The sequence below is a fragment of the Pokkaliibacter plantistimulans genome (genome assembly GCF_003194385.1).
In the GTDB taxonomy this organism is placed as follows: Bacteria; Pseudomonadota; Gammaproteobacteria; order Pseudomonadales; family Balneatricaceae; genus Pokkaliibacter; species Pokkaliibacter plantistimulans.
Map to the genome: position 1 here is coordinate 1 of NZ_LAPT01000070.1, position 26455 is coordinate 26455.

Annotated in this window: 22 protein-coding genes; 13 read left to right on the top strand and 9 right to left on the bottom strand. The window is 58.5% G+C overall.

From position 1 onward, the window contains the following. Window positions 1–704 precede the first annotated feature (704 nt). The 3 genes from WH50_RS14275 to ilvC all read left to right on the top strand — a co-directional run bounded on the left by WH50_RS14275 (window position 705) and on the right by ilvC (window position 4021). Entirely contained in the window at window positions 705–2426 is a 1722-nt protein-coding gene (locus tag WH50_RS14275) for an acetolactate synthase 3 large subunit (RefSeq protein ID WP_104154465.1), read from the top strand. A gap of 2 nt (window positions 2427–2428) precedes the next feature. Next, window positions 2429–2920, top strand: a complete 492-nt coding sequence (ilvN, locus tag WH50_RS14280; RefSeq protein ID WP_110187916.1) for an acetolactate synthase small subunit — start codon at window positions 2429–2431, stop codon at window positions 2918–2920. A gap of 84 nt (window positions 2921–3004) precedes the next feature. Then, window positions 3005–4021 carry a ketol-acid reductoisomerase gene (gene ilvC / locus WH50_RS14285; protein WP_110187917.1) on the top strand — a complete coding sequence of 339 codons (1017 nt, stop codon included), beginning with the start codon at window positions 3005–3007 and terminating at the stop codon, window positions 4019–4021. A gap of 91 nt (window positions 4022–4112) precedes the next feature. Here the strand turns inward: ilvC and WH50_RS14290 are convergent, their stop codons facing one another. Continuing rightward, entirely contained in the window at window positions 4113–4703 is a 591-nt protein-coding gene (locus tag WH50_RS14290; RefSeq protein WP_207780312.1) for an isochorismatase family protein, read from the bottom strand. Between the two features lie 438 nt (window positions 4704–5141). On the opposite strand from WH50_RS14290, the gene pssA reads away from it, so the two are divergent. The 5 genes from pssA to WH50_RS14315 all read left to right on the top strand — a co-directional run bounded on the left by pssA (window position 5142) and on the right by WH50_RS14315 (window position 13932). Beyond that, window positions 5142–5912, top strand: a complete 771-nt coding sequence (pssA, locus tag WH50_RS14295) for a CDP-diacylglycerol--serine O-phosphatidyltransferase (RefSeq protein WP_243410116.1) — start codon at window positions 5142–5144, stop codon at window positions 5910–5912. A 176-nt stretch (window positions 5913–6088) separates the two neighbouring features. Beyond that, window positions 6089–10003 carry a DEAD/DEAH box helicase gene (locus tag WH50_RS14300; RefSeq protein ID WP_104154460.1) on the top strand — a complete coding sequence of 1305 codons (3915 nt, stop codon included), beginning with the start codon at window positions 6089–6091 and terminating at the stop codon, window positions 10001–10003. A 432-nt stretch (window positions 10004–10435) separates the two neighbouring features. After that, window positions 10436–11434 carry a protein-methionine-sulfoxide reductase catalytic subunit MsrP gene (msrP, locus tag WH50_RS14305; protein WP_110187919.1) on the top strand — a complete coding sequence of 333 codons (999 nt, stop codon included), beginning with the start codon at window positions 10436–10438 and terminating at the stop codon, window positions 11432–11434. A 78-nt stretch (window positions 11435–11512) separates the two neighbouring features. Next, the gene (locus WH50_RS14310; RefSeq protein WP_243410117.1) at window positions 11513–12145 is read left to right on the top strand and encodes a protein-methionine-sulfoxide reductase heme-binding subunit MsrQ; all 633 of its coding nucleotides are present in this window, start codon (window positions 11513–11515) and stop codon (window positions 12143–12145) included. 158 nt (window positions 12146–12303) lie between these two features. Continuing rightward, a complete protein-coding gene (locus tag WH50_RS14315) occupies window positions 12304–13932 on the top strand; it encodes an NAD+ synthase (RefSeq protein ID WP_110187920.1) in 1629 nt (542 codons plus the stop codon). A 77-nt stretch (window positions 13933–14009) separates the two neighbouring features. On the opposite strand, the gene WH50_RS14320 is transcribed toward WH50_RS14315, so the two are convergent. Together WH50_RS14320 and WH50_RS14325 are read right to left on the bottom strand one after the other, a co-directional pair. Next, window positions 14010–15335 (bottom strand): DASH family cryptochrome, encoded by a 1326-nt coding sequence (locus WH50_RS14320; protein ID WP_110187921.1) that lies wholly within the window; start codon window positions 15333–15335, stop codon window positions 14010–14012. An 82-nt stretch (window positions 15336–15417) separates the two neighbouring features. Further along, the gene (locus WH50_RS14325) at window positions 15418–16317 is read right to left on the bottom strand and encodes a LysR family transcriptional regulator (protein WP_243410118.1); all 900 of its coding nucleotides are present in this window, start codon (window positions 16315–16317) and stop codon (window positions 15418–15420) included. 271 nt (window positions 16318–16588) lie between these two features. Between WH50_RS14325 and kynA the strand changes: the two genes are divergently transcribed. From kynA to WH50_RS14350, 5 genes are all read left to right on the top strand, one after another. Beyond that, window positions 16589–17410 carry a tryptophan 2,3-dioxygenase gene (gene kynA / locus WH50_RS14330; RefSeq protein ID WP_207780314.1) on the top strand — a complete coding sequence of 274 codons (822 nt, stop codon included), beginning with the start codon at window positions 16589–16591 and terminating at the stop codon, window positions 17408–17410. A gap of 14 nt (window positions 17411–17424) precedes the next feature. Beyond that, window positions 17425–18060, top strand: a complete 636-nt coding sequence (gene kynB, locus WH50_RS14335) for an arylformamidase (RefSeq protein WP_110187923.1) — start codon at window positions 17425–17427, stop codon at window positions 18058–18060. Next, on the top strand, window positions 18053–19297 hold the full coding sequence (gene kynU / locus WH50_RS14340) for a kynureninase (RefSeq protein WP_243410119.1): 1245 nt from the start codon (window positions 18053–18055) through the stop codon (window positions 19295–19297). The genes kynB and kynU overlap by 8 nt, the downstream gene beginning before the upstream one ends. A gap of 154 nt (window positions 19298–19451) precedes the next feature. Beyond that, on the top strand, window positions 19452–20366 hold the full coding sequence (locus WH50_RS14345) for a hypothetical protein (protein ID WP_110187924.1): 915 nt from the start codon (window positions 19452–19454) through the stop codon (window positions 20364–20366). Between the two features lie 91 nt (window positions 20367–20457). After that, window positions 20458–20994: a DinB family protein gene (locus WH50_RS14350; RefSeq protein WP_110187925.1), complete on the top strand. Its 537-nt coding sequence runs from the start codon at window positions 20458–20460 to the stop codon at window positions 20992–20994. Window positions 20995–21120: 126 nt separating this feature from the next. Here the strand turns inward: WH50_RS14350 and WH50_RS14355 are convergent, their stop codons facing one another. The 6 genes from WH50_RS14355 to WH50_RS14380 are packed head-to-tail and all read right to left on the bottom strand — an operon-like array spanning window position 21121 to window position 26274. Continuing rightward, window positions 21121–22347 carry an aspartate aminotransferase family protein gene (locus tag WH50_RS14355; RefSeq protein WP_110187926.1) on the bottom strand — a complete coding sequence of 409 codons (1227 nt, stop codon included), beginning with the start codon at window positions 22345–22347 and terminating at the stop codon, window positions 21121–21123. Then, complete coding sequence (locus WH50_RS14360; RefSeq protein WP_110187927.1) at window positions 22344–22595, bottom strand: cytoplasmic protein; 252 nt, start codon at window positions 22593–22595, stop codon at window positions 22344–22346. Before WH50_RS14360 ends, WH50_RS14355 begins: the two co-directional genes overlap by 4 nt. Window positions 22596–22599: 4 nt before the next feature. Next, window positions 22600–23472 carry a pyridoxine/pyridoxal/pyridoxamine kinase gene (pdxK, locus tag WH50_RS14365; protein WP_110187928.1) on the bottom strand — a complete coding sequence of 291 codons (873 nt, stop codon included), beginning with the start codon at window positions 23470–23472 and terminating at the stop codon, window positions 22600–22602. After that, a complete protein-coding gene (locus WH50_RS14370) occupies window positions 23472–24191 on the bottom strand; it encodes a glutamine amidotransferase (RefSeq protein ID WP_110187929.1) in 720 nt (239 codons plus the stop codon). Before WH50_RS14370 ends, pdxK begins: the two co-directional genes overlap by 1 nt. Window positions 24192–24250: 59 nt before the next feature. Continuing rightward, on the bottom strand, window positions 24251–25300 hold the full coding sequence (locus WH50_RS14375) for a 2Fe-2S iron-sulfur cluster-binding protein (RefSeq protein WP_110187930.1): 1050 nt from the start codon (window positions 25298–25300) through the stop codon (window positions 24251–24253). Further along, complete coding sequence (locus tag WH50_RS14380) at window positions 25300–26274, bottom strand: AurF N-oxygenase family protein (protein ID WP_110187931.1); 975 nt, start codon at window positions 26272–26274, stop codon at window positions 25300–25302. Before WH50_RS14380 ends, WH50_RS14375 begins: the two co-directional genes overlap by 1 nt. Between the last annotated feature and the right edge of the window lie 181 nt (window positions 26275–26455).

The following is a 26455-nucleotide window of genomic DNA, read 5'->3' on the forward strand; positions in this document are numbered from 1 at the left end:
ATACAACCCCATCCATAGAAAGAGCCTGCCTTGTGCCCCCTGGCAGGTCGTTGAAAATCTATCTGCGTTGCCGAATACCGCGTCAAAAACAGGCTCAAAATGCTCATTTAGTTCACTAAACTCCGCTTTTTCGCCTGTGCTTTCCTTGTCTCGGCTGCCTCGATAACGTTTTTCAACAGCCTGCTAAGTATTAGCCAGCGTTTAAAACTCAGGCCACCCGACTCTGTATTGAAGCACTGAAAATACCCTCTCATCAGGTGATTTTTTGCACCGTGCTGGTGCGCAAAAACAACCTGATTCGCAGATGCAAAATGCGGGTTGCACACTTAAGCATCACATGCAAGAATGGCGCCTCCAATCTTGGGAGTGAACCTCCCACCTCAGGTGTCGGCATCACCCTAGCCGACGTCTATTATTGGGCCTCAAATCAATTTCGCCACCCATGAAATGGTCTGGGCCCAATTCCTGAGTCGTCTTATACCCGTTGGCGAACTAACTGGCCTTTGAATTCTTGACGTCCTTTCTGGCTCCAGCAAAGGGCCCGAGGGCATTGTGCGTTCATACCTTGGGCGTCTTGCAATCCCCCAGGCTCTGGGTCAGAGTAAGCGTTACGCGCCTTTTCGGTGTGGAAAACCCTGTGAATTCAAACTTTTATTCATACTGCGTATAAACGTGAGTTATAGCTATCTTTGAGGGTGGTACAAGTGGAATTACTTTCCGGCGCTGAGATGCTTATTCGCGCCCTTGCTGATGAGGGTGTCGAATATGTCTACGGATACCCTGGCGGGGCCGTGTTGCACATTTATGATGCACTATTCCAGCAAGACGCCGTGAAGCACATCCTAGTCCGCCATGAGCAAGCAGCCTCTCATATGGCCGATGCTTATGCCCGGGCGACGGGAAAAGCTGGCGTGGTGCTTGTGACTTCTGGACCAGGAGCCACCAACGCAGTGACAGGTATTGCCACTGCTTATATGGACTCCATTCCAATGGTTATCCTCTGCGGTCAGGTCATGAGTCACCTGATTGGCGATGATGCCTTCCAGGAAACCGACATGCTTGGCGTGTCCCGTCCGGTGGTGAAACACAACCTGTCAGTCAAACGTGCCGAAGATATTCCTGCGGTGGTGAAGAAGGCTTTCTACATTGCGCAGACAGGGCGCCCCGGTCCGGTGCTGATCGACATCCCCAAAGACATGACCGCGCCATCGGAAAAGTTCCCCTACGAATATCCGAAGAGCGTCAAACTGCGCTCCTACAGCCCGGTCTACCGTGGGCATACCGGTCAGATCAAGAAAGCTGTCGACCTGCTGCTGACCGCGCGTCGGCCCGTTATCTACAGTGGCGGCGGTGTGGTGCTGGGTCAGGCTTCCAAACAGCTGACTGAACTGGCACACATGCTCAATTTCCCGGTCACCAATACCCTGATGGGCCTGGGTGCCTTCCCCGGCACTGATCCGCAATTCCTCGGTATGCTGGGGATGCATGGCAGCTACGAAGCCAACTCTGCAATGCACCATTCGGATCTGATCGTGGCCATCGGTGCCCGTTTTGATGATCGTGTTACCAACGCGGTAGAGAAGTTCTGCCCGACAGCCAAGATCATCCATATCGATGTGGACCCGGCTTCTATCTCCAAGACCGTATTTGCCGACATCCCGATCGTCGGGCATGTACAACCTGTGCTGGATGAAATGATTCATCTGCTCAAGCCACGCCTGAGCGAGCTGGATCAGGGCGCGCTGAAAGAGTGGTGGGCCAGCATTGAGCAGTGGCGCACGGTGCATGCCGGACGTTACGAAACAGCCGACAGTGAACTGCTGAAGCCTCAGGCCGTCATCGAGGCCGTGCACAAGGTCACCAAAGGTAAGGCTTACGTCACTTCTGACGTTGGTCAGCACCAGATGTTCGCCGCGCAGTACTACAAGTTTGATCGTCCTAACCAGTGGATCAACTCAGGCGGTCTGGGCACCATGGGCTTTGGTTTGCCTGCTGCTCTGGCGGTGAAGCTGAACTTCCCCGAAGACGAAGTCATCTGTGTCACCGGCGAAGGCAGTATCCAGATGAATATTCAGGAGCTGTCGACGGCGAACCAGTACGATATCCCGGTGAAGATTCTGTGCCTGAACAACCAGTCACTCGGTATGGTGCGTCAGTGGCAGGATATGAACTACGAGTCCCGTCACTCGCAGTCCTATATGAAGTCACTGCCTGATTTTGAAGGCCTGTTGCGTTCCTATGGCCATGAAGCCGTCACTATCCGTACTCCGGAAGAGCTGCTGCCCGGTCTGGAAAAGGCCTTTGCCATGAAGGACAAACTGGTATTCATCAACGTATACGTTGATCCCTTTGAACACGTGTATCCCATGCAGGTGCCACGCGGCACCATGAAAGACATGTGGCTGAGCAAGACGGAGAGAACCTGATCATGCGACGTATCATATCCGTTCTGTTGGAGAACGAAGCCGGTGCTCTGTCGCGTGTGGTCGGGCTGTTTTCCCAGCGTAACTACAACATTGAGACACTGACGGTCGCCCCCACCGAAGACGGCACCCTGTCACGTCTGACGGTGACCACCATGGGTAACGACCGTGTGCTGGAGCAGATCACCAAGCAGCTCAACAAGCTGATCGAAGTGGTCAAGGTGGTTGACCTGACCGAAGGTGAGCACATTGAGCGCGAACTGATGCTGATCAAGCTGAAAGCCAGCGGCCCGGTACGCGATGAAATCAAGCGGACCGTCGACATCTTCCGTGGCCAGATCGTTGACGTTACCCCCAGCCTGTATACCGTGCAGCTGGCCGGTGCCAGCGATAAGCTGGACGCCTTTATCAAAGCGGTAGGCGATGCCAGCATCATGGAAGTGGTGCGCACAGGGGTGTCGGGTATTTCGCGTGGCGAGAAAACCTTAAGTATCTGATAATGGTCCGCCGTGACGGTGGATATTGAATTCAAGTTGACTGTGAAGAGGGAGCCCGAGGGCTTCCAGTATTAGGGGAAAAAAATGCACGTTTATTACGATAAAGACTGTGATCTGTCCATCATCCAGGGCATGAAAGTTTCCATCATCGGTTACGGTTCACAGGGCCATGCTCACGCATGCAACCTGAAAGACTCTGGTGTGGACGTCACAGTTGGTCTGCGCGCCGGTTCTGCTACCCGCGCCAAAGCTGAATCTGCTGGCCTGAAAGTGGCTGACGTGGCTGATGCTGTTGCTTCTGCTGATCTGGTCATGATCCTGACTCCTGACGAGTTCCAGGGCAAGCTGTACAAAGATGAAGTAGAGCCCAACCTGAAGAAAGGCGCGACTCTGGCCTTTGCTCACGGCTTCTCCATCCATTACAACCAGGTTGTTCCCCGTGCCGATCTGGACGTCATCATGATCGCTCCCAAGGCACCTGGTCACACTGTACGTTCTGAATTCGTCAAAGGCGGTGGTATCCCTGACCTGATCGCGGTTTACCAGAACTCTACTGGTAAAGCCAAAGACGTTGCCCTGTCTTATGCCAGCGGCGTAGGTGGTGGTCGTACCGGTATCATCGAAACCACATTCAAAGACGAAACCGAAACCGACCTGTTCGGTGAGCAGGCTGTTCTGTGTGGTGGTGCGGTTGAGCTGGTCAAAGCCGGTTTTGAGACTCTGGTTGAAGCGGGCTATGCCCCTGAAATGGCTTACTTCGAGTGCCTGCACGAGCTGAAGCTGATCGTTGACCTGATGTACGAAGGCGGCATTGCCAACATGAACTACTCCATCTCCAACAATGCGGAGTACGGCGAGTACGTGACTGGTCCTGAAGTTATCAACGATGAATCTCGCAAAGCCATGCGCAATGCGCTGAAGCGTATCCAGAACGGTGAATACGCCAAGATGTTCATCACTGAAGGTGCGACCAATTATCCTTCAATGACTGCTTACCGTCGTAACAACGCTGCTCACCCCATCGAACAGATCGGTGAGAAACTGCGTGCGATGATGCCCTGGATCGCTGCCAACAAGCTGGTTGACAAAACCCGCAACTAATCCGGCAGTGGGCAATGGCGGCTAATGACAGGATGCCGCCAGTCCAGGCAACAACAGAAACCGCGAGCGGCAACGCTCGCGGTTTTTGTTTTTATGCTCGTTCGCCACACTGCAATGGCTGTGATGGCGTACCAAAGCGGATGCTGGCTGCGGGCTGTACGTCGGCGAAGGCACCGGCCAGTGTCTGATTGTGGTGCTGGATGATCTGCCCGGCAGACAGCAGTTCGCCGTCCGGGCAACTGTGGGCATCAGCCGCCAGAACAACCGCCAATCCCCGTTCACTGGCACTACGACAAGTGGTGTCGATGCAGAACTGGGTCTTCATGCCGCATATGATCAGCCGGTCTATAGTCTGCTCGGCCAGCTGCTGTGCCAGAGAGGTCCCCTCAAAGCAGCTGGGGCGGGTTTTGTTGAACAGCTGATCCTGTTGCAGGTCGAGGTCCAGGCCGGGTACGGGCTGCCATAGTGGGCTGCCCGCCGCAATGGCTGAGTGCTGAGGGCCGGTGTGCATGGCCACCAGAATCGGCGCCTGAGCCAGACGGGCGGCTGCGATCAGCTGATTGATATTGCTGAGTAACTGTTCACGCTGATAAGGCGGTTGAGGGGCATCAAACAGGCCGACCTGCATGTCGATAATCAGTAAGGCGCTTTTTGAGGAGTCTTTCGAGATCTGGTTGGGCATGGTTCGTTCCTTGGTGGTGCCAGTCAGAACGACGCCCCGATGACCCCGTCCAGAACTGGCGGGGTGGGTAGCAGTGTATGAAAATCAGCCGCTAGCGCACGACCCGCACAGGGGCGGTCGTGGTGGTGGTCAGCTGGATGGCGCAGGCAAGCGTTTTCATCGGTCCATCATGTGCAGTGGCTGCCATGAGGTCAAGGTAAAAAATGGCGCTCATTGAGGTGCCGAGAGAGGCAGAGCAACGGGGCTGGAAACAAAGGGAAGCCGGAGCCAACATTTCCCTTTTGGGGAGGGGGACGTATTATTAGCCGCAAACCGCTATTAATGGGGAAGGAATCAATGGCCGCATCGCCATCTGACCATACGCATAACGTCACGCCAATTCGCACTCAGCAGGCCACAAATTCATTCGCCGATGGGCAGCCAGCGCAGGAGAGCAACGTGGAACAACCGCACGCATCGAACACTCCCCAGGATAACAAGTCTCAGGAAACCCCGCCGCGCAAGCCTAACCGCAGCATCTACCTGTTACCCAACCTGTTTACCACCAGCGCTCTGTTTTCCGGCTTCTATGCCATCATTGCCGCCATGAACGGTCACTTCATTTCCGCCTGTATCGCTATTTTTATTTCCATGGTGCTGGACAGTCTGGATGGCCGCGTGGCCCGTATGACCAACACGCAGAGCGCCTTTGGTGCCGAGTATGACAGTCTGGCTGATATGGTGTCCTTTGGTGTGGCGCCAGCTCTGGTGGCCTTTACCTGGACGCTGGACAATCTCGGCAAGCTGGGCTGGATCGCCGCCTTTATCTATGTGGCTGGTGCTGCACTGCGTCTGGCCCGTTTCAACGTGCAGATTGGCTCGGTCGACAAGAAGTACTTCGTTGGTTTACCCAGTCCTGCTGCGGCCGCGCTGGTGACCGGGATGGTGTGGGTCGGCTCCGAATACCATGTACTGACCACGGCTTACAGCTTCTGGGCAGCCTTGCTGGTCGCGGCAGCGGGTATCCTGATGGTCAGCAATGTTAGCTACTACTCATTCAAGACCATTGATCTGAAAGGCAAGGTGCCGGTCATGACCCTGATGATCATTGCACTGGTGTTTGCGGTCATTGCCTATCAGCCTGCAGCGGTATTGTGGGGGATCTTCCTGATCTACGGGTTTTCTGGCCCTGCCCTCTATCTGCGCAAATTGCGGCGCAAATTTAACTGATCCTGCGGTGATCCTCCTCTGTCTGACGGCAATGTACGGCAGGCAGAGGCTGTCACTTCTATCTGATATCCCCCACCTTTTGTCGGTCACCGTGTTTTGCAACCGCGCTGAAAGTTTCAGTGAAGGCTAAACAACTGGTATCCTTCGCTTTTTCCCCAGGGAACAGGCTTTCTGCAATGGCGCATCTCGCTGCTCTGCAACTTCAAATCTTTCAGGCAGTCCTGGAGCTGCCGGAGACCACCGGCAACGCCATCCGCCAGCATATCCGGCAATCCCTCGACGCCACGGCGCGTCCTGCGGATATTGATCGTGAACTCGATGCCATGAGCAACGATGATCTGCTGTACTTCGATGGTGAGGAATACCTGCTGGAAGAGAATGGCGTCTGGACTGTTTTTCGTGCCTTCCATGAACAGCGTCTGCCTCTGACACTGCTGGCTCCTCATCACGATGATGATGACGACTATGCCGACCTGCGCGAGCTGCTGCGGGCATGGCTGGGGATGGATGCCGACCTCGACAAGTGCGCTTCTCAGGTGCTGGCACAGAAATACAGTGAGACGCCGGTGGCGGTGCAGTACCTGCATTTGCTGCCACCTTACTGGCAGAAGGTGATGCTGAACATTCTCTGCCTCAATGATGTGCTGGAAGGTGGCCACGTCTTGCCTGTCGATGCCCAGATGCGTGACAACGGCCTGCAGGACACCCTCAGTGAGACGTTACTGGCTGCCTGGGATGCCGACTATGCCCTGACCCAGCTCAAGGATAAGGATCTGGAGGATCACTGGTTCGGCCAGCTGGAGTTCCAGTCTGCCGAGCAGTCGCTGTTTCAGTCGCGTTATCTGTGGCAGCAGCAGGATATGGATGCTCAGGGCTTCTTGCCGGTCTACCGTACCCTGCTGGAAATTGCCTTGCTGCGGGTCAGTGATCCGCAGCGCAGCCTTGAGTTGGCCCGGCAGGCCTGCCAGTGGGCCAGACAACAAGGTTATCTGGGCATGATCAGCTGGCTGGAACTGCTGGCTGCCGATGAGCTGCCACGGCAGTTGCAGCATGCCCGCCAATGGATCAAAGCCTATTCGGCCTCGTTGCAGAGCAAAGCCAGCAGCAATCCTTATTCATTCTTCTCCAGTGCCGAGGCCGAGCGCCTGTTCGGTGAGTATTTCCGCCGTGATGCCTTCCCGCTCAAACTGCAATGGCTGCTGGAAGCGCTGCTGCTGCAATCGGCACTGCCAGAGGGATTCAGCGAGGAGTGGAAACTGCAGCCTGAGTATCAGCAGTTGCTGCAGCTGGATGCCAAGTCGCCGGTGAACAGTCTGGTCAGAGCCGTGGCTCAGGCGTTGGCTGGCGAAGAAATCAGTCATCCAATTTTGCTGATGAACGTGCGCAGCCAGCAGGATGCCTGGCAAGGCTGGCTGGAGCGGGTGCATACCCTGTCGGTGGAAGAAGTCCCCGAGCCGCTGCAGGAGCGACTGGTGTGGGTCGTGGACCTCGATCATGGTCTGCTGTCAGCCAAGATCCAGAAACAGGGCAAGCGCAGCTGGAGTAAGGGGCGGCAGGTGCGGCTGGATCAGCTGCAGTCCTATCCCGAACAGTTTGGCCGCATGCTGGAGGAGCAGGATTACCTGATTCTCGCCCAGTGCGGCATTCGCCCACAGAACTATTACGAACGGGTTCGCCTGACCCCGGCGCTGCTGATGACCTTGAGCCGCCATCCACGGGTATCCACGGTGGAAGGTGTGCCGCTGTCACTGATTCCTCAGACACCACTGGTCAGTTTCCTGCGTGCCGAGCAGGGATTGCACTGCGAAGTGGTGCCTGCCCTGCTGAAGAACGGCCTGGCCCTGGAGCGTCTGGGGGAAGGGATATGGCAGTTCTACATCCTGCCGGAAGCCGCCGACAAGCTGCTGCGTGCTCTGGTCGCGGCTCCGGGAGCGATTCCCGAGCAGGCGATTCCCACGCTGCAGGAGATCATTGACCGCTGGCAGCAACAGGCCTGGTATTCCGACCATTCGCAACTGCGTGGCAATGTTCGCCTGATTGAATGGCCTTCGCGGCCGTGCTTCCTGCTGGACTGGCAGTCCACCGGACTGGCGCTGCAACTGGTGACCAAACCGGTGGCTGACTGGCCCTATCCGTTGCCTCTGGCCATGGGCAATGCCATGGTGCAGAGCCGTAACGACCATACCCATTGGTATCACCGTGATCTGCCGCGCGAAGCACAGCTGCGTCAGGAGTGGATCGAGCGTCTGGGGCTGAGCAAGCAGGAAGACAACTTCTGGCAACTCGAAGGCGAAGAGGCGCTGGCACTGCTGCAGGCGCTGCAACCGGTGATGGAGCATGAACCTGAGCTGGTGCAGTGGCGCAGTGGCAGTCAGCAGGCGCGAGTGATTGATATGCCTGACCTGCGCCTGAGCCTCGGCCAGCAGCAGGACTGGTTTGGTATCGATGGCCATGTTGAGCTGGATCAGCAGAAGGTGGCTTCACTGCGCCTGCTGCTGCAACAGGCCCGGCAGGGTTATGTGACACTGGATGAAGGCAATGTGGTGCTGATGAGCGAACAGCTGCGTCAGTACCTCACCACCCTGCATTCTCTGGTCGGTGACGAACAGCGTTTTGATCAGCAGATTGCCTACCCGCTGCAGCAGTTGTTGCAGAGTGTCGGAGTGCAGACCGATCAGCACTGGCAGGACATCACCCGGTCATGGCTGGATGAGCCGGAGCTGCCCACCGATCTGCTGGAGCCGCTGCGTGAGTATCAGCGCGATGGGGTGCGCTGGATGAGCCACCTGTGCCTGCATGGCTTTGGTGCCTGTCTGGCGGACGATATGGGGCTGGGTAAAACCCTGCAGGCGCTGACGCTGCTGCGGCTGCGTCGTGAAGCCGGGCCTGCGCTGGTAGTCGCGCCTAAATCGGTGGTGCCCAACTGGATTCAGGAAGCGGCCCGCTTTGCCCCTGAGCTGGACATGATTGATCTGGAGCAGCTGGAAGACCGCCGCGAAGGTATCGTCAGTGCCGGCCCCAATCAGGTGGTGGTGCTGAGCTACGGGCTGGTCAGCCGTCTGGAGGAAGAGCTGGCAGAAATCAGCTGGGCCACTGCGGTGCTGGATGAAGCGCAGCAGATCAAGAACGCCAATACCCAGCGTGCCCGTACGCTGTTTCAGCTGCAGGCTGAAAGCCGCATTGCTCTGAGTGGTACGCCGGTAGAAAACAACCTGCTGGAGCTGTGGAGCCTGTTTGCCTTTATTAACCCGGGCTTGCTGGGCAGCAAGGCCTCCTTCGTGCGCAAGTATTCCGATGCCAGCCGTGATGATGAGGCCATGACCCGCCTGCGTGCGCTGGTATCACCTTTCATTCTGCGGCGTATGAAAAGTCAGGTGCTGAAAGAGCTGCCGAGCAAGACCGAAATCACTCACCGCATCAGTCTCAGTGAAGAAGAGTGGGCGGTGTACGAGGCGGCGCGGCAGCAGACACTGGAGCAGATCCAGACACAATCGGGGCTGATGGCGACGCTGACTGGCCTGATTCGTCTGCGTCAGATTTGCTGTCATCCCGGCCTGATTGTCGACGACTATCAGGGCCCGTGCAGCAAGCTTGATGAAGCGATGAACCTGCTGGAAGAAGCCTTTGCCGGTGATCACCGGGTGCTGGTGTTCAGCCAGTTTATCGGCCTGCTCAGTCGTCTGCGTGAGCGTTTGCAGCAGGCTGGCTGGCGTTACAGCTATCTTGATGGCAGCTGCACGTCGCGGGCACGTCAGGCCGCAGTGGAAGAGTTCAAGGCCGGTAAAACCCATCTGTTCCTGATCAGCCTCAAGGCAGGAGGCACCGGTCTTAACCTGACCGAAGCGGATACCGTGATCCATCTTGATCCCTGGTGGAACCCGGCGGTGGAAGATCAGGCCAGTGACCGTGCTCATCGTCTTGGCCAGACTCAGCCGGTCACGGTCTATCGTCTGGTGACGGAAAAGACCATCGAAGAGAAGATCGTCGCGCTGCACCACGATAAACGCGATCTGGCTGACAAGGTGTTGAGTGATCAGGCGGTCACCAGCAAGCTGGATGGCGAGCTGCTGCTGAGCTTGCTCAGTTCCTGATAACGCCTTCATCTGCTGTCAAAGACCTGCACGCTGCAAGGTGATTGCAGGTCTTTGACGGCATATCTACCTCTCTCACTGCACAGTTGTCCACAGACTCCCTCGCGACTTCTGTTGTGCAGGTTATCCCCAACAAAAAATTCAGCAGTCTGCTGAATTTTTTCTGCACTTATTGTCCTTATTTCTGTCCAACCCGCTGAGCACCTGTTTACGGTCTGCCCTGATGGCAGCGGAGTCGCGTATACCGTAGGCAAGGAGCGGCCACTGGCAGGTATTTTGGCTTTGGCTGTAAGAAATGCGCGCTAGCACCGACCAATAGTGCAAACAGACTTTTATCTGTGGCACAGCTACCGCATGAGCAATCCAGAAACAGGAAAGGGGACGAGGACGTCATGCAGTACAGGACCGCATAACCAACAGTGAGGCTATTCCATGTTGATCAAGTTTCCCTCGAAGATTCCTGCGTCGGAAATCACTCCCGAACCTATTTATCGGGCGCGTCGTGACTTTATGCGCGGGGTGGTGGGAGCAGGGGCCGGCATGGCGCTGTCGTCAGCCTGGGCAGCGCCGGCTCATACCGATAAGGACGCTGTTGACCGCGGCCCGGACTGGCTGCGCAAACAACTGGCAGCAGCCAGACCCGATGTTGTAGTGGCCAAGGACCCGTTGACGCCTTTCTATAACGTCACTCACTACAACAACTTCTACGAGTTCGGCTATCAGAAGGAAGATCCGGCAGCCAATAGCGAGGGGTTCAATCCCTATCCCTGGAATGTGGAAATTGCCGGTGAGGTGGGCAAACCCGGCAGTTATCATCTGGAAGATCTGCTGAAAGGGATGGAGCTGGAGGAGCGGGTCTACCGCCTGCGCTGTGTTGAGGCGTGGTCGATGGTGATTCCCTGGATCGGCTTTCCGCTGGCCTCTCTGCTCAAGCGGTTTGAGCCTACCAGCAAAGCTAAGTATGTGGCGTTTACCACCCTCAAGGATGCCAAGCAGTTCCCTGAGCAGAAGAGTTACTTCAGCAGTATTGACTGGCCGTATATCGAAGGGCTGCGCATGGACGAAGCGATGCATCCGCTGACCATCCTGGCGGTTGGTCTCTACGGTAAGGCGCTGCCCAATCAGAATGGCGCGCCGTTGCGACTGGTGGTGCCATGGAAATATGGCTTCAAGAGCATCAAATCGATCGTCAGGATTGAGCTGACCGAGACGCAGCCCAAGACCACCTGGAGCGAGATTGCTCCGGATGAGTACGGCTTCTATGCCAACGTCAATCCCAAGGTCGATCACCCGCGCTGGAGCCAGGCCACCGAGCGGCGTCTGCCTTCCACCCTGTTCAGCCCCAACATTGTTCCTACCCAGATGTTTAACGGCTATGCCGATGAAGTGGCGTCGTTATACAGCGGTCTGGACCTGCGCAAGTTTTATTGAAGCTGCTAAGCATGCTGCGGGGAGTGGCTGATGTGGTCACTGCCCCGCTGACAAGTGCGTTCTGAAGAGGAGCACGGTTTGAAAACCCTGCCTGTAAGCGCCCGGCGCGTGCTGATCTTTGTCCTTGCCAGCCTGCCTTTCGGCTGGCTGCTGTGGGCAACCTTTACCAATCACCTTGGTGCTGACCCGGCCAAGACGGTCGTCTGGCAGACCGGGCTGTGGGCGCTGCGCCTGTTGCTGATCACCCTGTGCGTGTCGCCAGCACGACGGCTGCTGCAATGGGGCTGGCTGATGGTGCACCGGCGCATGCTGGGGCTGTTCGCTCTGTTTTACGCGGTGCTACACCTGCTGGCGTATGTTTTTTTTATTCTGGGAGCAGACTTCAGCCGGCTGGGCGAAGAGCTGATCAAACGCCCCTACATTACCGTGGGCGCCCCTGCTTTGCTGATCCTGGTGGTGCTGGGTGTTACGTCCACCAGAGCGATGATGCGGCGGCTGGGCAAATCCTGGCAGCGTCTGCATAACAGCGTCTATGTCGCCGTGCTGCTGGCCTGGCTGCATCTGTTCTGGCAGGTGCGCTCGAGCTATTTCGAGGCCGCTCTGTACGGCAGCATTACCGCGGTACTGCTGCTGATTCGTTTGTACTGGTGGTGGCAGCGCCGGCAGAAGGTCAGGCGCGTGGTGCGTCCGGGCCAGATGGAGCGCGGTTGAACGAGTTTTCCGGGAGGGATGGCTGGCCAGTGGATGCGGATTGATAAAAAGGCGTAGCAGAAAGACGCTTTCTCCGCGCATATTGTGCTTTGCCATCCATCGGCTTTTGCCGGAGAATGGTGCCCCCTCAACCCGGTTGCAACAAAGGATTCTGGTCTATGAAGCCTGGTTTGCGCATCGTTATGGCGCAGCTCGATTTTCTGGTGGGAGATATTCCCGGCAATACTGCCAAGGTGATTGCGGCTGCCAATGATGCCCGTGACCGGCTGCAGGCAGACCTGATAGTGTTCCCCGAACTGACCTTGACCGGCTACCCGCCGGAGGATTTGCTGTTGCGTCCCAGCTTGCAGCTGCGCGTCAGTAAAGCCCTGCAGCAGGTGCAGGAAGAAGTCCGCGGTATCGGCGTGATGCTCGGCTACCCATGGCGTGAGCCGGAAGGCCTGTACAACATGGCCGCCTACATCGAAGAAGGGCAGATTCAGGGCATCTACCGCAAGCAGAGCCTGCCCAACTATCAGGTATTCGACGAGAAACGTTATTTTGTCCCCGGCCATCTTCCCTGCGTGGTGGAGATCAAGGGCCGCCCGGTGGCCATTACCATCTGCGAAGATATGTGGCAGCCGCAGCCGGTGATGCAGGCCCGTGAGGCCGGTGCCGAGCTGATCATTAACCTCAATGCCTCACCGTTCCACATCGGTAAATGGGAAGAACGCCGCAAGCTGCTGGCTGAACGTGCCCGTCAGGCGGGCTGCCCGATTGTCTACACCAATCTGGTGGGTGGTCAGGATGAGCTGGTGTTCGATGGTGGCTCCATGGTGGTGGACGGCGAAGGCCAGCTGGTCGCGTCCGCTCCCTGCTATGAAGAAGGTCTGTATCCGGTCGATTTCCAGCTGGAGCCCGCCCTGACGCCGGTGGCGCAGAAGCTGGCACCGCAGCCGGACAAACTGGCTTCCGTTTATTCGGCACTGGTGGCCGGTGTACGTGATTACGTCAACAAGAACGGCTTCAAGGGCGTGGTACTGGGCTTGTCTGGTGGTATCGACTCGGCCCTGACGCTGGCCATTGCCGTGGATGCGCTAGGTAAAGAGCGGGTATCGGCGGTGATGATGCCGTTCCGTTACACCTCTTCCATGAGTCTGGAAGATGCGCAGGCAGAAGCCAACACACTGGGCGTCGATTACCGCATCCTGTCTATCGAACCCATGTTTGAAGCCTTCATGGGCACGCTGGCCGACTCCTTTGCCAATACCGTGGTGGATACTACCGAGCAGAACCTGCAGGCGCGCTGCCGTGGTGTACTGCTGATGGCCTTGTCCAACAAGCTGGGCTATCTGGTGCTGACCACCGGTAACAAGAGCGAAATGGCGGTCGGTTATGCCACCCTCTATGGCGACATGGCCGGTGGCTTCGATGTGCTCAAGGATGTACCGAAAACGCTGGTGTTCAAGCTGTCCGAGTATCGCAACCGCCTCGGTGCGGTGATTCCGCAGCGGGTGATTGACCGTCCGCCATCAGCCGAGCTGGCACCGGATCAGGTGGACGAAGACAACCTGCCCCCCTATGAAGTGCTGGATGCCATTCTGGAGCTGTATATCGAGAAGGACTACAGCGCCCACGCCATTGCCGCGCAGGGCTTTGAGCTGGAAACCGTCAAACGTGTGATCCGCCTGGTGGATGTTAACGAATACAAGCGCCGTCAGGCCGCCATTGGGCCTCGTATCACCCAGCGTGGTTTTGGCCGTGATCGCCGTTATCCCATCACCTCTGCCTGGAAGTCGGGCGAGTAACGCCTCGTTTCTTCCTTGTCATGTCTCACTCTTAAAGGCTGCCTCGGGCAGCCTTTATGCTTTCTGCAGATTCTGCATCAAGCAGATTCAGGGCCGAGGGCTCCGCCGAGCCAGCGTTGTTGATAGTGCTGCAGCGGATCATACAGCTCTTCCTGTTTGGCCAGATTGAAGTGGCGCTGACCACGTGGGTCGTTACCGACACCGGCCAGATACTGCCAGTTGCCCCAGTTGCTGGCGACATCAAAGTCCAGCAGCTGCTGTTCAAACCACGCTGCACCATAGCGCCAGTCCAGTTGCAGTTCGTTGACCAGACAGCTGGCTACCAGCTGTCGGCCCCGGTTGGATAACCAGCCAGTGCGGTGCAACTCGTTCATACAGGCATTTACCAGAGGGTAGGGGGTCTCCCCCCGGCACCATTGCTGGAAGCGCATCGGGTGATGCACTCCTGCTGGGGCTTTGCCCTGCTGGCCCGAGAATGCAAACAGACGCGTCCCGTGCTGCTCCAGCACCCACTGGAAATATTCCCGCCACAGTAACTCAAAGCTCAGCCAGTACGTGGAATCATTCCTGCCGTAGCGTTCTTCATGCTGGTGCAGCGCTGCCAGCACCTGACGCGCGGACAGGCAGCCGTTGGCCAGCCAGGGGGACAGGCTGGAGGAGTTGCCCCATCCACACAGCTCATTGCGGGTTTGCTTGTAGTGCCTGACCTGCTGACGCCCGAACAGATAGTCGTGCAGCTGGGCTTGTGCGGCAGTGGCGCCGCCCTGAAAGGGGCTGTGGTTTTCCTGTTCTTCGAGCTTGAGCCAGCGCGCCAGTTGCTCACGCTTGAAGGGCTGTGCCAGTGGACTGAGCGACAGCGGTTCCGGCCAGTGCACCGGTTCGGGCAGTAAGGTATCGGGCAGCGGATGTTGCTCTACCTGCTGGCGAAAGGGAGTAAAGGAAACGGGGAGGGCAGGCAGGGCAAAGGGCAGTTGCTGGCGGCTGAACAGGGTATGGGCCGCGTCACCGAGGAGGCATCCTGATGGTCGTTGATCAAGCAGGTGCCGGTACTGCTGCTGTTCGTAGACGCCGGGGTGATGATTGCAGCCGAGCAGGTCCATCTGCCTGAGCTGGCACAGCTGGCGGAGTGCCTCGACGGGCTCAGCGCAGAGCAGCCAGAGCGAATGCCCCTGCCGTTGCAGCTGCTGATGCAGATCCTCCAGACAGTCGAGCAGAAAGCGGGCGCGATGCGGGCCCAGCGGGCAACAGCCAAACGGGCCGGGATCATGCCAGCGCGGATCAACCACGTAGACGCAGGCCAGCTGCTGGCACCGCTGAGTCAGTTGCCACAGGGCAGGGTTGTCGTGCAGGCGCAGATCGTGTCGGAACCACAGCAGCCCTGTGGTCGGCAGAGAGTCAGACATGGCGTTACATTCATGGCACTACATTCATGGCATTTAGGGCTGTTTACGTGCCCCGTCCGCGATGGATCACCACCCGTGCCCGTCAGCGGCGTGCCAGCAGTTTCTTCATCTGCCGGGCAAAAGTGACCACCGGACTGTTACTGGCTTCGTCGTGGCGCATCACCACCTGCCAGTCAATAAACAGGCCCTGCTCGGTAACCCGCCGTTGCTGCAAGCCTCCCTGTCGGAGGTAGGGGGCGGCGGTCCAGCTGGGCATGATGGTGATGCCGAGCCCCTCACGTACAAATTCCACCACGGCTTCGGTCATCCCGGCCCGAATCACCCGGCTGGGCAGGCGCTGATAACGGCTGAACAGCTGTTCATACTCCCGGCCTTTGTCCGGTGTGGTGTGATAAGCGATGTAGGGCTCGGCCACAATGTCCTCCACGCTCAGCCAGCTGTGCTGGCCCAGCGGGTGGTGCGCAGGCAGCAATGCCATCATCTCATCGGTAAACAGCGGCAGGGTGCGAAACCCTTCCGCGACCCGGCCGGAAATCAGGGTCAGATCAATATGGCCCTGACGCAGTGCCTTGAGGGGAGCCAGCGAGACATCGGGGATAATCTCGATGCTGACGCTGGGATGGCTGAGCTGGAACTGACGCAGAAAGCCCGGCAGCCAGTGGCAGCCACTGTGACTCTCAAGACCGATGCGAATCACATGTTCGATCCCCACCGTCAGTTTGCTGATGTCGTTCTCTGCCCGTTCCAGCTCACCGAGAATCACCTGAGCCGAGTGCAGCAGGCGGTTACCGGCGCTGGTGGGCACCAGCTTCTTGTTATGCCGGTAGAACAGCGCGGTGCCGACCAGTCGCTCTGCCTCGCGGATACGATGACTGAGGGCAGACTGGGTGACGCCAATCTGTTCTGCCGCCTCGGATACGCTGCCTGACTCTGACAGCGCCTGAATCATCTGCATATGACGGGTGGTGAGTTTGATGCTCATGGCGCTGTTCCTGCCAAAAAAATTCATAAAAATGCGCAGTTTTATGAAATGTACAGAGTGAAATCCCCTCAGTAAACTCGCCTCTCAATCGCACAGGAAGATGGTGCTCGCGTTCGGCGCGCTATCTGACAACAACAAAACAACGCCCTCCAGGCTTAGCCCCTGGCGGTGCAGAACCGGGAGCATCAACATGGGTTGCCCATACAGTCATTCCAGCCCTGCCTCTGAGCATGGGCAGGGCGGAGGCGCCGGTGGTGAGCAGAAAGCCGCCATGGTGGATCTGGCCGATGAACAGGTGCACTGGGATCAGGACATCAGCTACGGTCAGTACCTGAGCCTGGGGCCACTGCTCAATTGCCAGCACCCTCGTTCCACCCAGCACGATGAGATGCTGTTTATCACCATCCATCAGGCTGCCGAGCTGTGGATGAAACTGTGTCTGCATGAAGCCTACGGCGCTGTGGCCCATATCCGAGCCGATAATCTGCGCCCGGCCTTCAAGATGCTGACCCGGGTAGCGCGTATTCAGGATCAGCTGATCAGCGCCTGGGAAGTGCTGGTAACCATGACACCGGCCGACTATGCCAGCTTCCGCGATGAGCTGGGGCAGAGCTCTGGCTTCCAGTCCTACCAGTACCGTGAGCTGGAGTTTCTGCTGGGCAACAAGAATGCCAGCATGATCGAGGCGCACCGGGGCCATGCCCGTCACTATCAGCATCTGACTGACGTGCTGCAGGCACCCAGTATCTATGACGAAGTGCTAAAGCTGCTGCACAAGCGTGGCTTTGCTATCCCTGACAGCCATGTCCAGCGTGACTGGTCACAACCCTATCAGGCCAGTGCCGACGTCGAGGCGATCTGGCTGGAAATCTACCGCAATACCGCCGCGCACTGGGATCTGTATGAGCTGGCGGAAAAGCTGGTGGATATGGAGTTCAACTTCCAGCGCTGGCGCTTCAGTCACATGAAAACCGTTGAGCGCATCATCGGCTACAAACGTGGCACCGGCGGTACCGGCGGTGTCAGCTATCTGGTCAAGGCGCTGGATCTGCAGTTCTTCCCGGAACTGTGGGCAGTGCGCACAGCCATCTGAGGCGAGGGCATTCCATGTCACGAATTTGGGATATTTCCCAGGCGCTGCGTTCAGATCTGCCGGTGTGGCCGGGAGACACGGCGTATCAGGCCAACCGCACCTGGGTGCTGGAAGGTGGTTGCCCGGTCAATGTCGCCAGGGTGACCTTTTCCACTCATAGTGGCAGTCATGCCGATGCGCCTCTGCACTATGATCCGCAGGGGCTGGCGATGGATGCGGTGGCGCTGGATACCTATATCGGCCCCTGTCTGCTGCTGGATGTGCGACATGCCCGCGGGCTGGTAGAACCGGCTGACATCGAGGCGCAGCTGCCTGCAAAGGTTGAGCGCGTACTGCTGCGTACCTACGCGCAGTTCCCGCATCAGCAATGGCACTCCGATTTTGTTGCCATCGCCGCGGCCACCATTGAGCTGCTGGCCTCGCGCGGCGCCCGTCTGATTGGTATCGACAGCCCCTCCATTGACCCTGAACAGTCAAAAACGCTGGATGCGCACCACGCGGTACGGCGCTATGGCATGGCGATTCTGGAAGGTCTGGTGCTGGACGATGTGCCCGCAGGCCACTACGAGCTGATTGCCCCCCCGTTAAAACTGAGCGGTCTGGATGCGTCTCCGGTCCGAGCCTTGTTGAGGAGTATTGAACGTGACTGAGCAACTGAACCGCGACCTGCTGCAACGCTGGGATCAGGAAGATGAGCTGGCGGGATTCCGGGAGCAGTTTCATCTGCCCGACAACCTGATCTACATGAACGGTAATTCGCTGGGTGTGATGCCCAGACAGGCGCTGGCCCGGGCGCAGGATGTGGTGGGGCGTGAGTGGGGTAATGATCTGATTCGCAGCTGGAACATCAACCACTGGATCGACCTGCCTCAGCGTCTGGGTAACAAGATTGCCCGTCTGGTGGGCGCTGATGAAGGTGAAGTCATCGTCTGTGATTCCACTTCCGTTAACCTGTTCAAGCTGGCCGCCGCTGCGGTGCGGATGCAACCGGGGCGCAGCAAGATCATTTCCGAGCCGGGCAACTTCCCGACCGACCTGTATGTCCTGCAGGGGGTGGAGCAGTTCAGTGATGGCCGGGTGCAGCTGCATACCGTCGAGCGTGAGCAGTTATTCGATGCCATTGATGAAGATACGGCGGTCGTGGTCCTGACCCATGTGCACTACAAGAGCGGCAGCATGTTCGATATGGCGGCGCTCACTGCCCGTGCCCATGAAAAAGGCGCGCTGATTCTGTGGGATCTGAGCCACAGTACCGGTGCCGTGCCGGTGGATCTGAACGGCGTCGGCGCTGACTTTGCTATCGGCTGCGGCTACAAGTACCTCAATGGTGGCCCCGGTGCGCCTGCCTTCCTGTTTGTCGCCCGCCGTCATCAGGCCACCCTGCAACAGCCCCTGAGTGGCTGGTTCGGCCATGCCAATCCGTTCGCCATGCGTGATGACTACGAGCCTGCGCCCGGCATCGAGCGTACCCTGTGCGGTACCACCAGCGTGATTGGTGCTTCGGTACTGGAGGTCGGTGTTGATCTGATGGTGGCAGCAGATATGACCAAGGTGCGTGCCAAGTCGGTGAAGATGGGTGAGCTGTTTATCGCGCTGGTCGAGCAGCGCCTGCAGGGTCTGGGGTTCACTCTGGTTTCCAGCAAGGATTCTGCCCAGCGTGGCAGCCAGGTATCGCTGCGCCATGAGCAGGGCTACGCCATCATGCAGGCGCTGATTGCCCGTGGGGTGATTGGTGACTTCCGCGCACCGGACATTCTGCGTTTCGGCTTTACCCCGCTGTATCTACGTTACGTGGATATCTGGGATGCGGTGGAAGTGCTGGCTGACATCATGGCCCGGGGCGAGTGGCAGAGCAGCGAGTATCAGGTGCGTACCAAGGTGACCTGATCCGCGAGCGGTTAACAACGGCTTACCTCTGCAGCCTGCTTACACTGATGTGAGCAGGTCGTCTGTCGAATCAGTATGGCAACGGGGTGGTATCTGCTCTTCGTTGTCATCAACTATCTGGAAAGAGACTGATCCCCAGCTGAGCTGGAACTGCATGCGGTTCAGCGTTACCAATGTGACTGTATTGTTAATGCTCTGTGACACCCCACCACAGCGCTTGCCGCAGGATACCGATTACATGACCGATGACCCTTCCTCCCTTTCCGCCTTGTTGCGTTGCTGGTTGCCCGACGAAGCAGCGGTACAAGGTCATGCCGAGGCAGGTGCCGGGCAGCGGTTATCGCCGACCCTGAGTCAGGTCACCCGCTGGATGCGAGATGCCCAGCATAAGCTGACAGTGCATCGGGCTGCTTTGCAGGACGGTCATGCCATGCTGCTGGCCACCTCGCTGGATGCCGAGGCGCTGGGTACCGGTTATGCACTGATCGGTGACTGGGATATGGCGCGCAGTTACTGGCTGCGTGCCTGTCATTACGGTTTGCAGCTGCTGCGTCAGGCATCAGAACAGGCGCACCCGGTGGTACCCTGCGATGGCCTGCGGCTGGTTGTCTGTGCTCTGGCGGCCGGAGATATGAGCCTGGCCAGACAGGTAATCTGTTTGCAGCAGGAGCAGGCCGGGCAGGTTCGCCTCAACAGGCTGGCGCAGGCAATACTACGTGCGTTGCTGCTGTGGCTGGACGGCCAGGGTAGCCAGAGTTGTCATCTGCTCCGGCAGGTCATCGGCAGTAGCCGGGCTGATCGTCAGTATCTGTTCTGCTATCGCGGCCTGCTGGCGATGTGCTGGGCGCTGCTGGGTATTTTCAGTGCTGATGCGGCGATGTTTAACGCCGGTGTGATGGGGCAACTGGCCGTACACCATCACTGGGCACTGGGGCGGGCAGGGGACAGTGAGGAGGAGTTTATCTGCCTGTCGGCGCTGGCCATGATCAATCTTGGTCAGCTGCAGGGGCTGGAGCAGGAGGTGTTCGACCTGCTGATTCCACAGGGGCTGGTACTGGCGCGCGGCTAAAGCACGCGTCTTTGCTGGCACCTCTGCACTGCGTTAACCCTTGCAGACTGCTAGACTCCACTGACATATCCTACCGGCAAGGAACAGCCCGATGTCTCTCAAACATCACTTTGAACTGATGGCTCACTACAACCAGTGGATGAACGATCAGCTGTATGAGGCCGCTGCGCAGCTCGACAACTATTCGCTGATGCTGGATCGCGGTGCTTTCTTTGGTTCTATCCTCGGCACCCTCAATCATATTCTGGTCGGTGACACCCTGTGGCTGCAGCGCTTTGCCAAACATGGCCAAACCCTGGAGTCACTGCAGCCCGTGCTGGATATACCGACGCCCGGCAGTCTGGATGCAGCACTGTACGATACTCTTGAAGAGCTCTATGGCGCACGGCGTATGCTGGATAACCTGATCGTTGCCTTCAGTCAGGAAGCGGATGACAGCCACTATCTGGCGCCATTGCGTTACCGCAACAGTAAGCAACAGCTGTTTGAAAAGCAGTTCGGCTATCTGGTCCAGCATTTCTACAATCACCAGACTCATCACCGAGGTCAGGTTTCTACGCTGCTCAGTCAGGTCGGAATTGATGTTGGCATTACCGACCTGCTGGCACTGGTGCCTGAGTTTGAATAGCGCAAGCGACTAGCCGAATATCACGATGCTCTGCGGGTGCGGGCAGCCTTGATGGCTCATTCGTCCCCGGGTATCTGCCGGACTGCCCTCACTGTTGTGGCCCCGTCCGACAGATTCTCGGGTTGCTCAGGCCAAGCAGGCATCCTCGGCGATGGAGCCAATCAGGCCATACTGCCGCTGTGACCAGCCCTGTACCAGACGAATGACCCGCAGGGCGATCTCGTCCAGTTCAGTGGCGGTGCAGTTGAGCGCGGGCAACAGGCGGATCACCTTGTCACGAGTGACCGAAATCAGCAGTTGCTCATCATCGAGTGCGCGGGCGACCAGCTCTTTGCAGGGCCGGTCCAGCTCAATGCCGACCAGCAGCCCGTGGCCTCTGACCGCGACCACGCCGGGCAGCTCCGCCAGTACCTCCTGCAGGGTGTCGAGCAGCCACTGACCACTGTGCTCCGCCTGAGGGATGATACAGTCCTGTTCCATCAGCTCCACCACTTTACATCCCACCCGGCAGGCCAGGGGATTACCACCGAAGGTGGAACCGTGGTGGCCAGGCATCATCAGGCCATGCGCCTTGCCACTGGCCAGACAGGCGCCGATGGGAAAGCCATTGCCCAGGCCCTTGGCCAGGGTGATAACGTCGGGCTGAATGCCCGCGTGCTGAAAGCCAAACCATCGGCCAGTACGGCCCATACCGGTCTGCACTTCATCGATCATCAGCAGCCAGTCCTGTTGATCGGCGAGGGTTCGCAGTGCCTGCAGATAGTCACTGCCTGCCACCCGCACACCGCCTTCCCCCTGTACCGGCTCGACCAGCACAGCAACAATGCCGGGATGCTCCTGCGCTGCCGCCTGCACGGCCCTGATATCGTCATAGGGCACACGGATAAAACCCGGCATCAGCGGGAAGAAGCCATGATGTACGGCAGGGTTGCCGGTGGCGGCGAGAGTGGCCAGAGTGCGGCCATGGAAACTGTTCTCCATGACCAGAATCTGCGGTGCTCTGACCTGCTTGCGGGTGGCGTGCAGGCGGGCCAGTTTCAGCGCCGTTTCATTGGCTTCCGAACCTGAGTTGCAGAAGAACACGCTGTCCATGCCGGCGAGCTGACACAGCCGCTCGCCCAGCCGTTCCTGCCAGCGGATACCATAGAGGTTGGAACAGTGCAGCAACTGTCCGGCCTGTTCGCTGATAGCGGCCGTAATCGCAGGGTGACTGTGGCCCAGATTGGTGACGGCAATGCCTGCCACTGCATCGAGATAGCGCTTGCCCTGTTCATCCCATAGCCAGGCGCCCTCGCCGTGGGAGAAGGTAACTGCCTGCCGTGCATAGGCGGGCATCAGATGGGAGTGGCTCATGTCGGTGACCCTGCAGCAAGCTCCAGCGGGGTAAAGGTATGTTCGGCATGGATTATCTGCACGCCTTCCGGGCCACTGGCCAGCAGCCTGCGTTCCTCGATGGATTTCTGCGCGCTGAGCTGATATCCGGCCGTGTCGGGGAACAGTGCAGCCACTTCCATGACGGCCTGTTCTGCCCAGGGGGTGCCGGACTCGAAGTGACCCAGCAGTTTGCCATGACGGTGAATCACCAGGCGGTAGACGCTCATGTTGTCATCCTGATAACGGGTAGGTGGGAAGAAGTAATTCGGCAGACTGCTGGCTGGCGGTCAGTTGCAGGGCGCCAAGCACGATATCGCAGGCCCGGCTGACGGCTTCGTGCAGTGGCACCTGATGCAGCAGACGCGCCGTTAGGCTGGCGCAGAACAGATCACCTGTGCCTTTGGGATAGCAGTCGAGACGCGGGTGGCGGATCACCTCGGCGTAATCCGGGGTGACAATGGCCACCCACATTTCGCCGGGTTGCCACTCCTCGGGAGCCGCACTGGTCACCACCACCCACTGTGCACCACTGAGCTGCAGCAGCTGCCTTGCGGCCGTTTGTACCTGCGACCAGCTGGCGGTGGGCAGCCCGGTCAGACAGGCCAGTTCATAGCCGTTGGGGGTGAGCCCGGTGGCCTGTTGCAGCAAGTGCTGGCGGTAGGCGTCGACCATGCCTGGGGCAACGTAATTGCCGCAGTCGTGATCACCCAGCACCGGATCGATGATGACCAGAGCCTGAGGTCGCAGCAGACGGACATCGGCCAGCCAGCGGGCCAGCAAGGTAGCCTGAGCCGGGCTGCCCAGATAGCCACAGAGCACTGCCTGCAGCTGAGAGAGGGCATCGCGGGCGATCAGGTCGCGCAAGAAGCCGTTGAACCAGTCAGTGGCAACGGTTCCGCCATGCACGCTGGGGTAGTGTGGGGTGTTGCTGAACAGCACTGTCGGCACACTGGTCGCGTTCAGCCCGTGGCTGTGCAGGGTGGGCAGGGCGACGTTGTTGCCAACGCGCCCATAGACCACCTGCGACTGCACCGACACCACATCCAGCGGCAGCGGTTTTGCGTCCCTGCTGGCGGAGCCAGCCGGGTGCGGATAAATCGCCATCACAGCACCGCTTCGGGAGCATCAATAACGGTGTGCTCCAGCCAGGTGGACATGGCTTCTCGCGCCACCCGCTCCAGAGCGCCCTGCAACTGGTGTGCCTGGGCTCGCAGCTGGCGTGGGTCAAGACCCACCTGACCGATTTCGTTGGCATGACCGACCAGCCACTGTTCGATGCGGCCGGGATCGGCTTCCAGATGGAACTGCAAACCCAGCACGTTGCGACCGTAGGCAAAGGCCTGATTGGGACAGCGCTCGGTACCTGCCAGACGCGTCGCCCCCTGCGGAATCTCAAACTGATCGCCATGCCAGTGCAATACCGGGATGTCGCCCAGCGCTGCCAGCGGGCTGTTGAGACCGGCTGTCGTGAGGCTGAGTGGAGCAAAGCCGATTTCCTTGTAACCCATGGGTGAGACCGTCGCGCCCAGTACCCGTGCGATCAGTTGTGCACCCAGACAGATGCCCAGCAGTGGCCGGCGGCTTTGCAGACGGGTCTTGACCAGTGCCGCCTCCTCGGCAATGAAGGGGTAGGTATCATCGTCAAAGGCACCAATCGGCCCACCGAGGATGACCAGCAGATCGGGGCCGATGGCATCCAGACGGGCCAGATTGGCCTGGGTGGCGTCCACATAGGTCACCTGATAACCCAGCTCCTGCAGCAGGGGTTCCAGTGTGCCGAGGTCTTCAAACTGCAGATGGCGCAAAGCAACGACAGTCTTCATAGATCAATCCCTAATGTATGGCTGTAGTGGGCCACGGCGACTGACCGTGGCATGGCAGATTAATGGCTGATACCCGGATCAACGATGATGTGTCCGGCGCGCGGGAAGGTGCAGCAGGCCAGAGCGTACCCCTGTGCTTTATCCTTCTCGTCCAGACAGAAATCCGGCTCGCGATGCACCTCGCCGCTGACGTGGACCCGGCAGCTGCCACAGATCCCGGAGCGGCACTGGCTTTTGATCGGGATGCCGTGGAGTTGCAGGTTGTCGAGTAACGATAGGCTGGGGTCGGCGCTGACATGCCGCTCGGAGCGGGTCAGTTGCAGGGTGATCCCGCTGTCCTCGCTGTCCTTATTAGCACTCTGCGCGGACGGTTCATCGCGCGTCGGTGCAGTAAAGGCTTCCAGCAGTAGCTGGCTGTCGGGATAACGCTGGCTGATGTGCTCACGGATGGCGTGGGCAAAGGCAAAGCCGCCGCAGGCGATCACCGTCTCGGGTGTCTGTTCCAGCTCGAACGCTGCTGCGGTTGGCCGGCCAGAGTGAAACTGACTGTGGCTGAGGATCAGCTCGCGGGTGATGTAGACATCGAAGTGAAACCAGCGGCGAGTCAGGCTCAGCTGCAGCAATTCATGCAGGAAGGGAATGCTCACCACATAGGGTGCGCACAGTATCAGCCTGATGGCAGGGACGGGCAGACCGGCATCGTCACGTTCAGCCAGAGCATTGAGCAGGGCCATTGGCAGCGTAATACCGATTCCGGCGGCCACCATCAGTACCTGCCGTGCATCCTTGATGCGGTCGACGGTGATGTTGCCACTGACCCCTTCCACCGCCAGCACAGACCCAGCCCTGAGGGTGGCATGCAGACTGTCGGACAAGCCCTGTTTGCCTGTCCGCTGGACGGCAATCTCGATCGTGTCGGCACCTGTGGTACGGACCACAGAATACAGGCGCCGCTGCGGGCGGCCCTGCAGATCTGGGTAGACGAGGGTGACGTGCTGACCTGCCGATATCGTCTGCCGCACGGGTGAGTTTTCCAGCTTCAGCCTGAACAGCCTGACATCGTCGGTTTTCAGGGATGAGCTTTCGCAACGTGCTTGAACGGTAGGCATCACAGCGTCATCCCCTTGCCATGTCGGCCCGCAGCCGGGGTATGGCTGGGGAGCGACAGGGTGCTGGCGGCACCGGACAGGCCGATGCGGTCAATCAGGCGTTCAACCGAGTCGGTATACACGCCAACCTCATTGCTGTCGCCGGTGTCGTGGAGAATATCCTCACCGTGCGGCATACCTATCAGGTTAAATGCCGCCTGCCAGGCGCCCAGCTCATTATTGGCGAACATCTCTACGGTCTTGCGCACAGTACGGCGGAAGTACTCTCGCTCCTTCTCGCTCAGGCTGCGAATAATGTCCATCGCCGAGAAGCTGAAGACGCTGGAGTGGCTCCACTCATCCACCGCATGGGTACGGGTGACCTCATGGCAGATAGGCTGGATGGAGGTATCTTCCGCCATGGTTTTCAGATAGTCAGTGATCAGCGTTTCACTGGCGCAGGCGATGGCAAAACGGGTCAGGCGACGTTCCCATTCGGCGCCGCAGGAGGCCAGTTGCTGGCGCCGCCACTGCACCAGATTGAAGTCGGTGAAATCCAGCGGTACCAGCTGGCGGTGGTCATAGATGTAATTGCAGGCCATGACTGACATGCGGGTGTGCAACGCTTCATCCAGCAGTGCCTCAGACATGACGTCCTGCAGCAGGGCACGGTTGTTGCTGGATGGTGGCGTCTTGATGATGTCTTCGCAGGCCGGCGTCACCACATCACATTCGATGTAGATGGTCTTGAGGTTATAGATGCCCCAGGCATAGGACAGGCACGCAGACTTAATGGCTTCAGGAGCTTGAAGCCAGGCGTCATGATCACGGAAGGGTAGCAGGGATTCACTAAAATCTCGCTTGCTGGCATCGAATGCCAGCTCGGCATAGACCGGAATATCCTGATTGACCGCGGCACGGGTGCGCCAGAGGGTAGTCAATTTCTGCAGCATCTTTTGAACGGCATCTTCCTGAGAAATGCTGAACTGTTCCATGTTGTTCATCCTGTTAGCTGTAAGTGACGCGCGTTGACGGGCAAAGCGCGGTGGTCAACTCCGTCGTAGCGGCTGTCTTGCTCCTGAATAAGACGGCGATACGGAGAGTTGAATCGTTCGTTTTAGTTATGTGCTCAGTTGGTGTAACGATTTAAAGCCAGCGGATCATGGCTATGTTCTA

Coding starts and splice junctions, on each gene's coding strand:
- ilvN (WP_110187916.1), top strand. CDS start 2,429: ATGCGACGTATCATATCCGTTCTGTTGGAGAACGAAGCCGGTGCTCTG.
- ilvC (WP_110187917.1), top strand. CDS start 3,005: ATGCACGTTTATTACGATAAAGACTGTGATCTGTCCATCATCCAGGGC.
- WH50_RS14290 (WP_207780312.1), bottom strand. CDS start 4,703: ATGCCCAACCAGATCTCGAAAGACTCCTCAAAAAGCGCCTTACTGATT.
- WH50_RS14300 (WP_104154460.1), top strand. CDS start 6,089: ATGGCGCATCTCGCTGCTCTGCAACTTCAAATCTTTCAGGCAGTCCTG.
- msrP (WP_110187919.1), top strand. CDS start 10,436: ATGTTGATCAAGTTTCCCTCGAAGATTCCTGCGTCGGAAATCACTCCC.
- WH50_RS14315 (WP_110187920.1), top strand. CDS start 12,304: ATGAAGCCTGGTTTGCGCATCGTTATGGCGCAGCTCGATTTTCTGGTG.
- WH50_RS14320 (WP_110187921.1), bottom strand. CDS start 15,335: ATGTCTGACTCTCTGCCGACCACAGGGCTGCTGTGGTTCCGACACGAT.
- WH50_RS14325 (WP_243410118.1), bottom strand. CDS start 16,317: ATGAGCATCAAACTCACCACCCGTCATATGCAGATGATTCAGGCGCTG.
- kynA (WP_207780314.1), top strand. CDS start 16,589: ATGGTGGATCTGGCCGATGAACAGGTGCACTGGGATCAGGACATCAGC.
- kynB (WP_110187923.1), top strand. CDS start 17,425: ATGTCACGAATTTGGGATATTTCCCAGGCGCTGCGTTCAGATCTGCCG.
- WH50_RS14345 (WP_110187924.1), top strand. CDS start 19,452: ATGCGGTTCAGCGTTACCAATGTGACTGTATTGTTAATGCTCTGTGAC.
- WH50_RS14350 (WP_110187925.1), top strand. CDS start 20,458: ATGTCTCTCAAACATCACTTTGAACTGATGGCTCACTACAACCAGTGG.
- WH50_RS14355 (WP_110187926.1), bottom strand. CDS start 22,347: ATGAGCCACTCCCATCTGATGCCCGCCTATGCACGGCAGGCAGTTACC.
- WH50_RS14360 (WP_110187927.1), bottom strand. CDS start 22,595: ATGAGCGTCTACCGCCTGGTGATTCACCGTCATGGCAAACTGCTGGGT.
- pdxK (WP_110187928.1), bottom strand. CDS start 23,472: ATGGCGATTTATCCGCACCCGGCTGGCTCCGCCAGCAGGGACGCAAAA.
- WH50_RS14370 (WP_110187929.1), bottom strand. CDS start 24,191: ATGAAGACTGTCGTTGCTTTGCGCCATCTGCAGTTTGAAGACCTCGGC.
- WH50_RS14375 (WP_110187930.1), bottom strand. CDS start 25,300: ATGCCTACCGTTCAAGCACGTTGCGAAAGCTCATCCCTGAAAACCGAC.
- WH50_RS14380 (WP_110187931.1), bottom strand. CDS start 26,274: ATGGAACAGTTCAGCATTTCTCAGGAAGATGCCGTTCAAAAGATGCTG.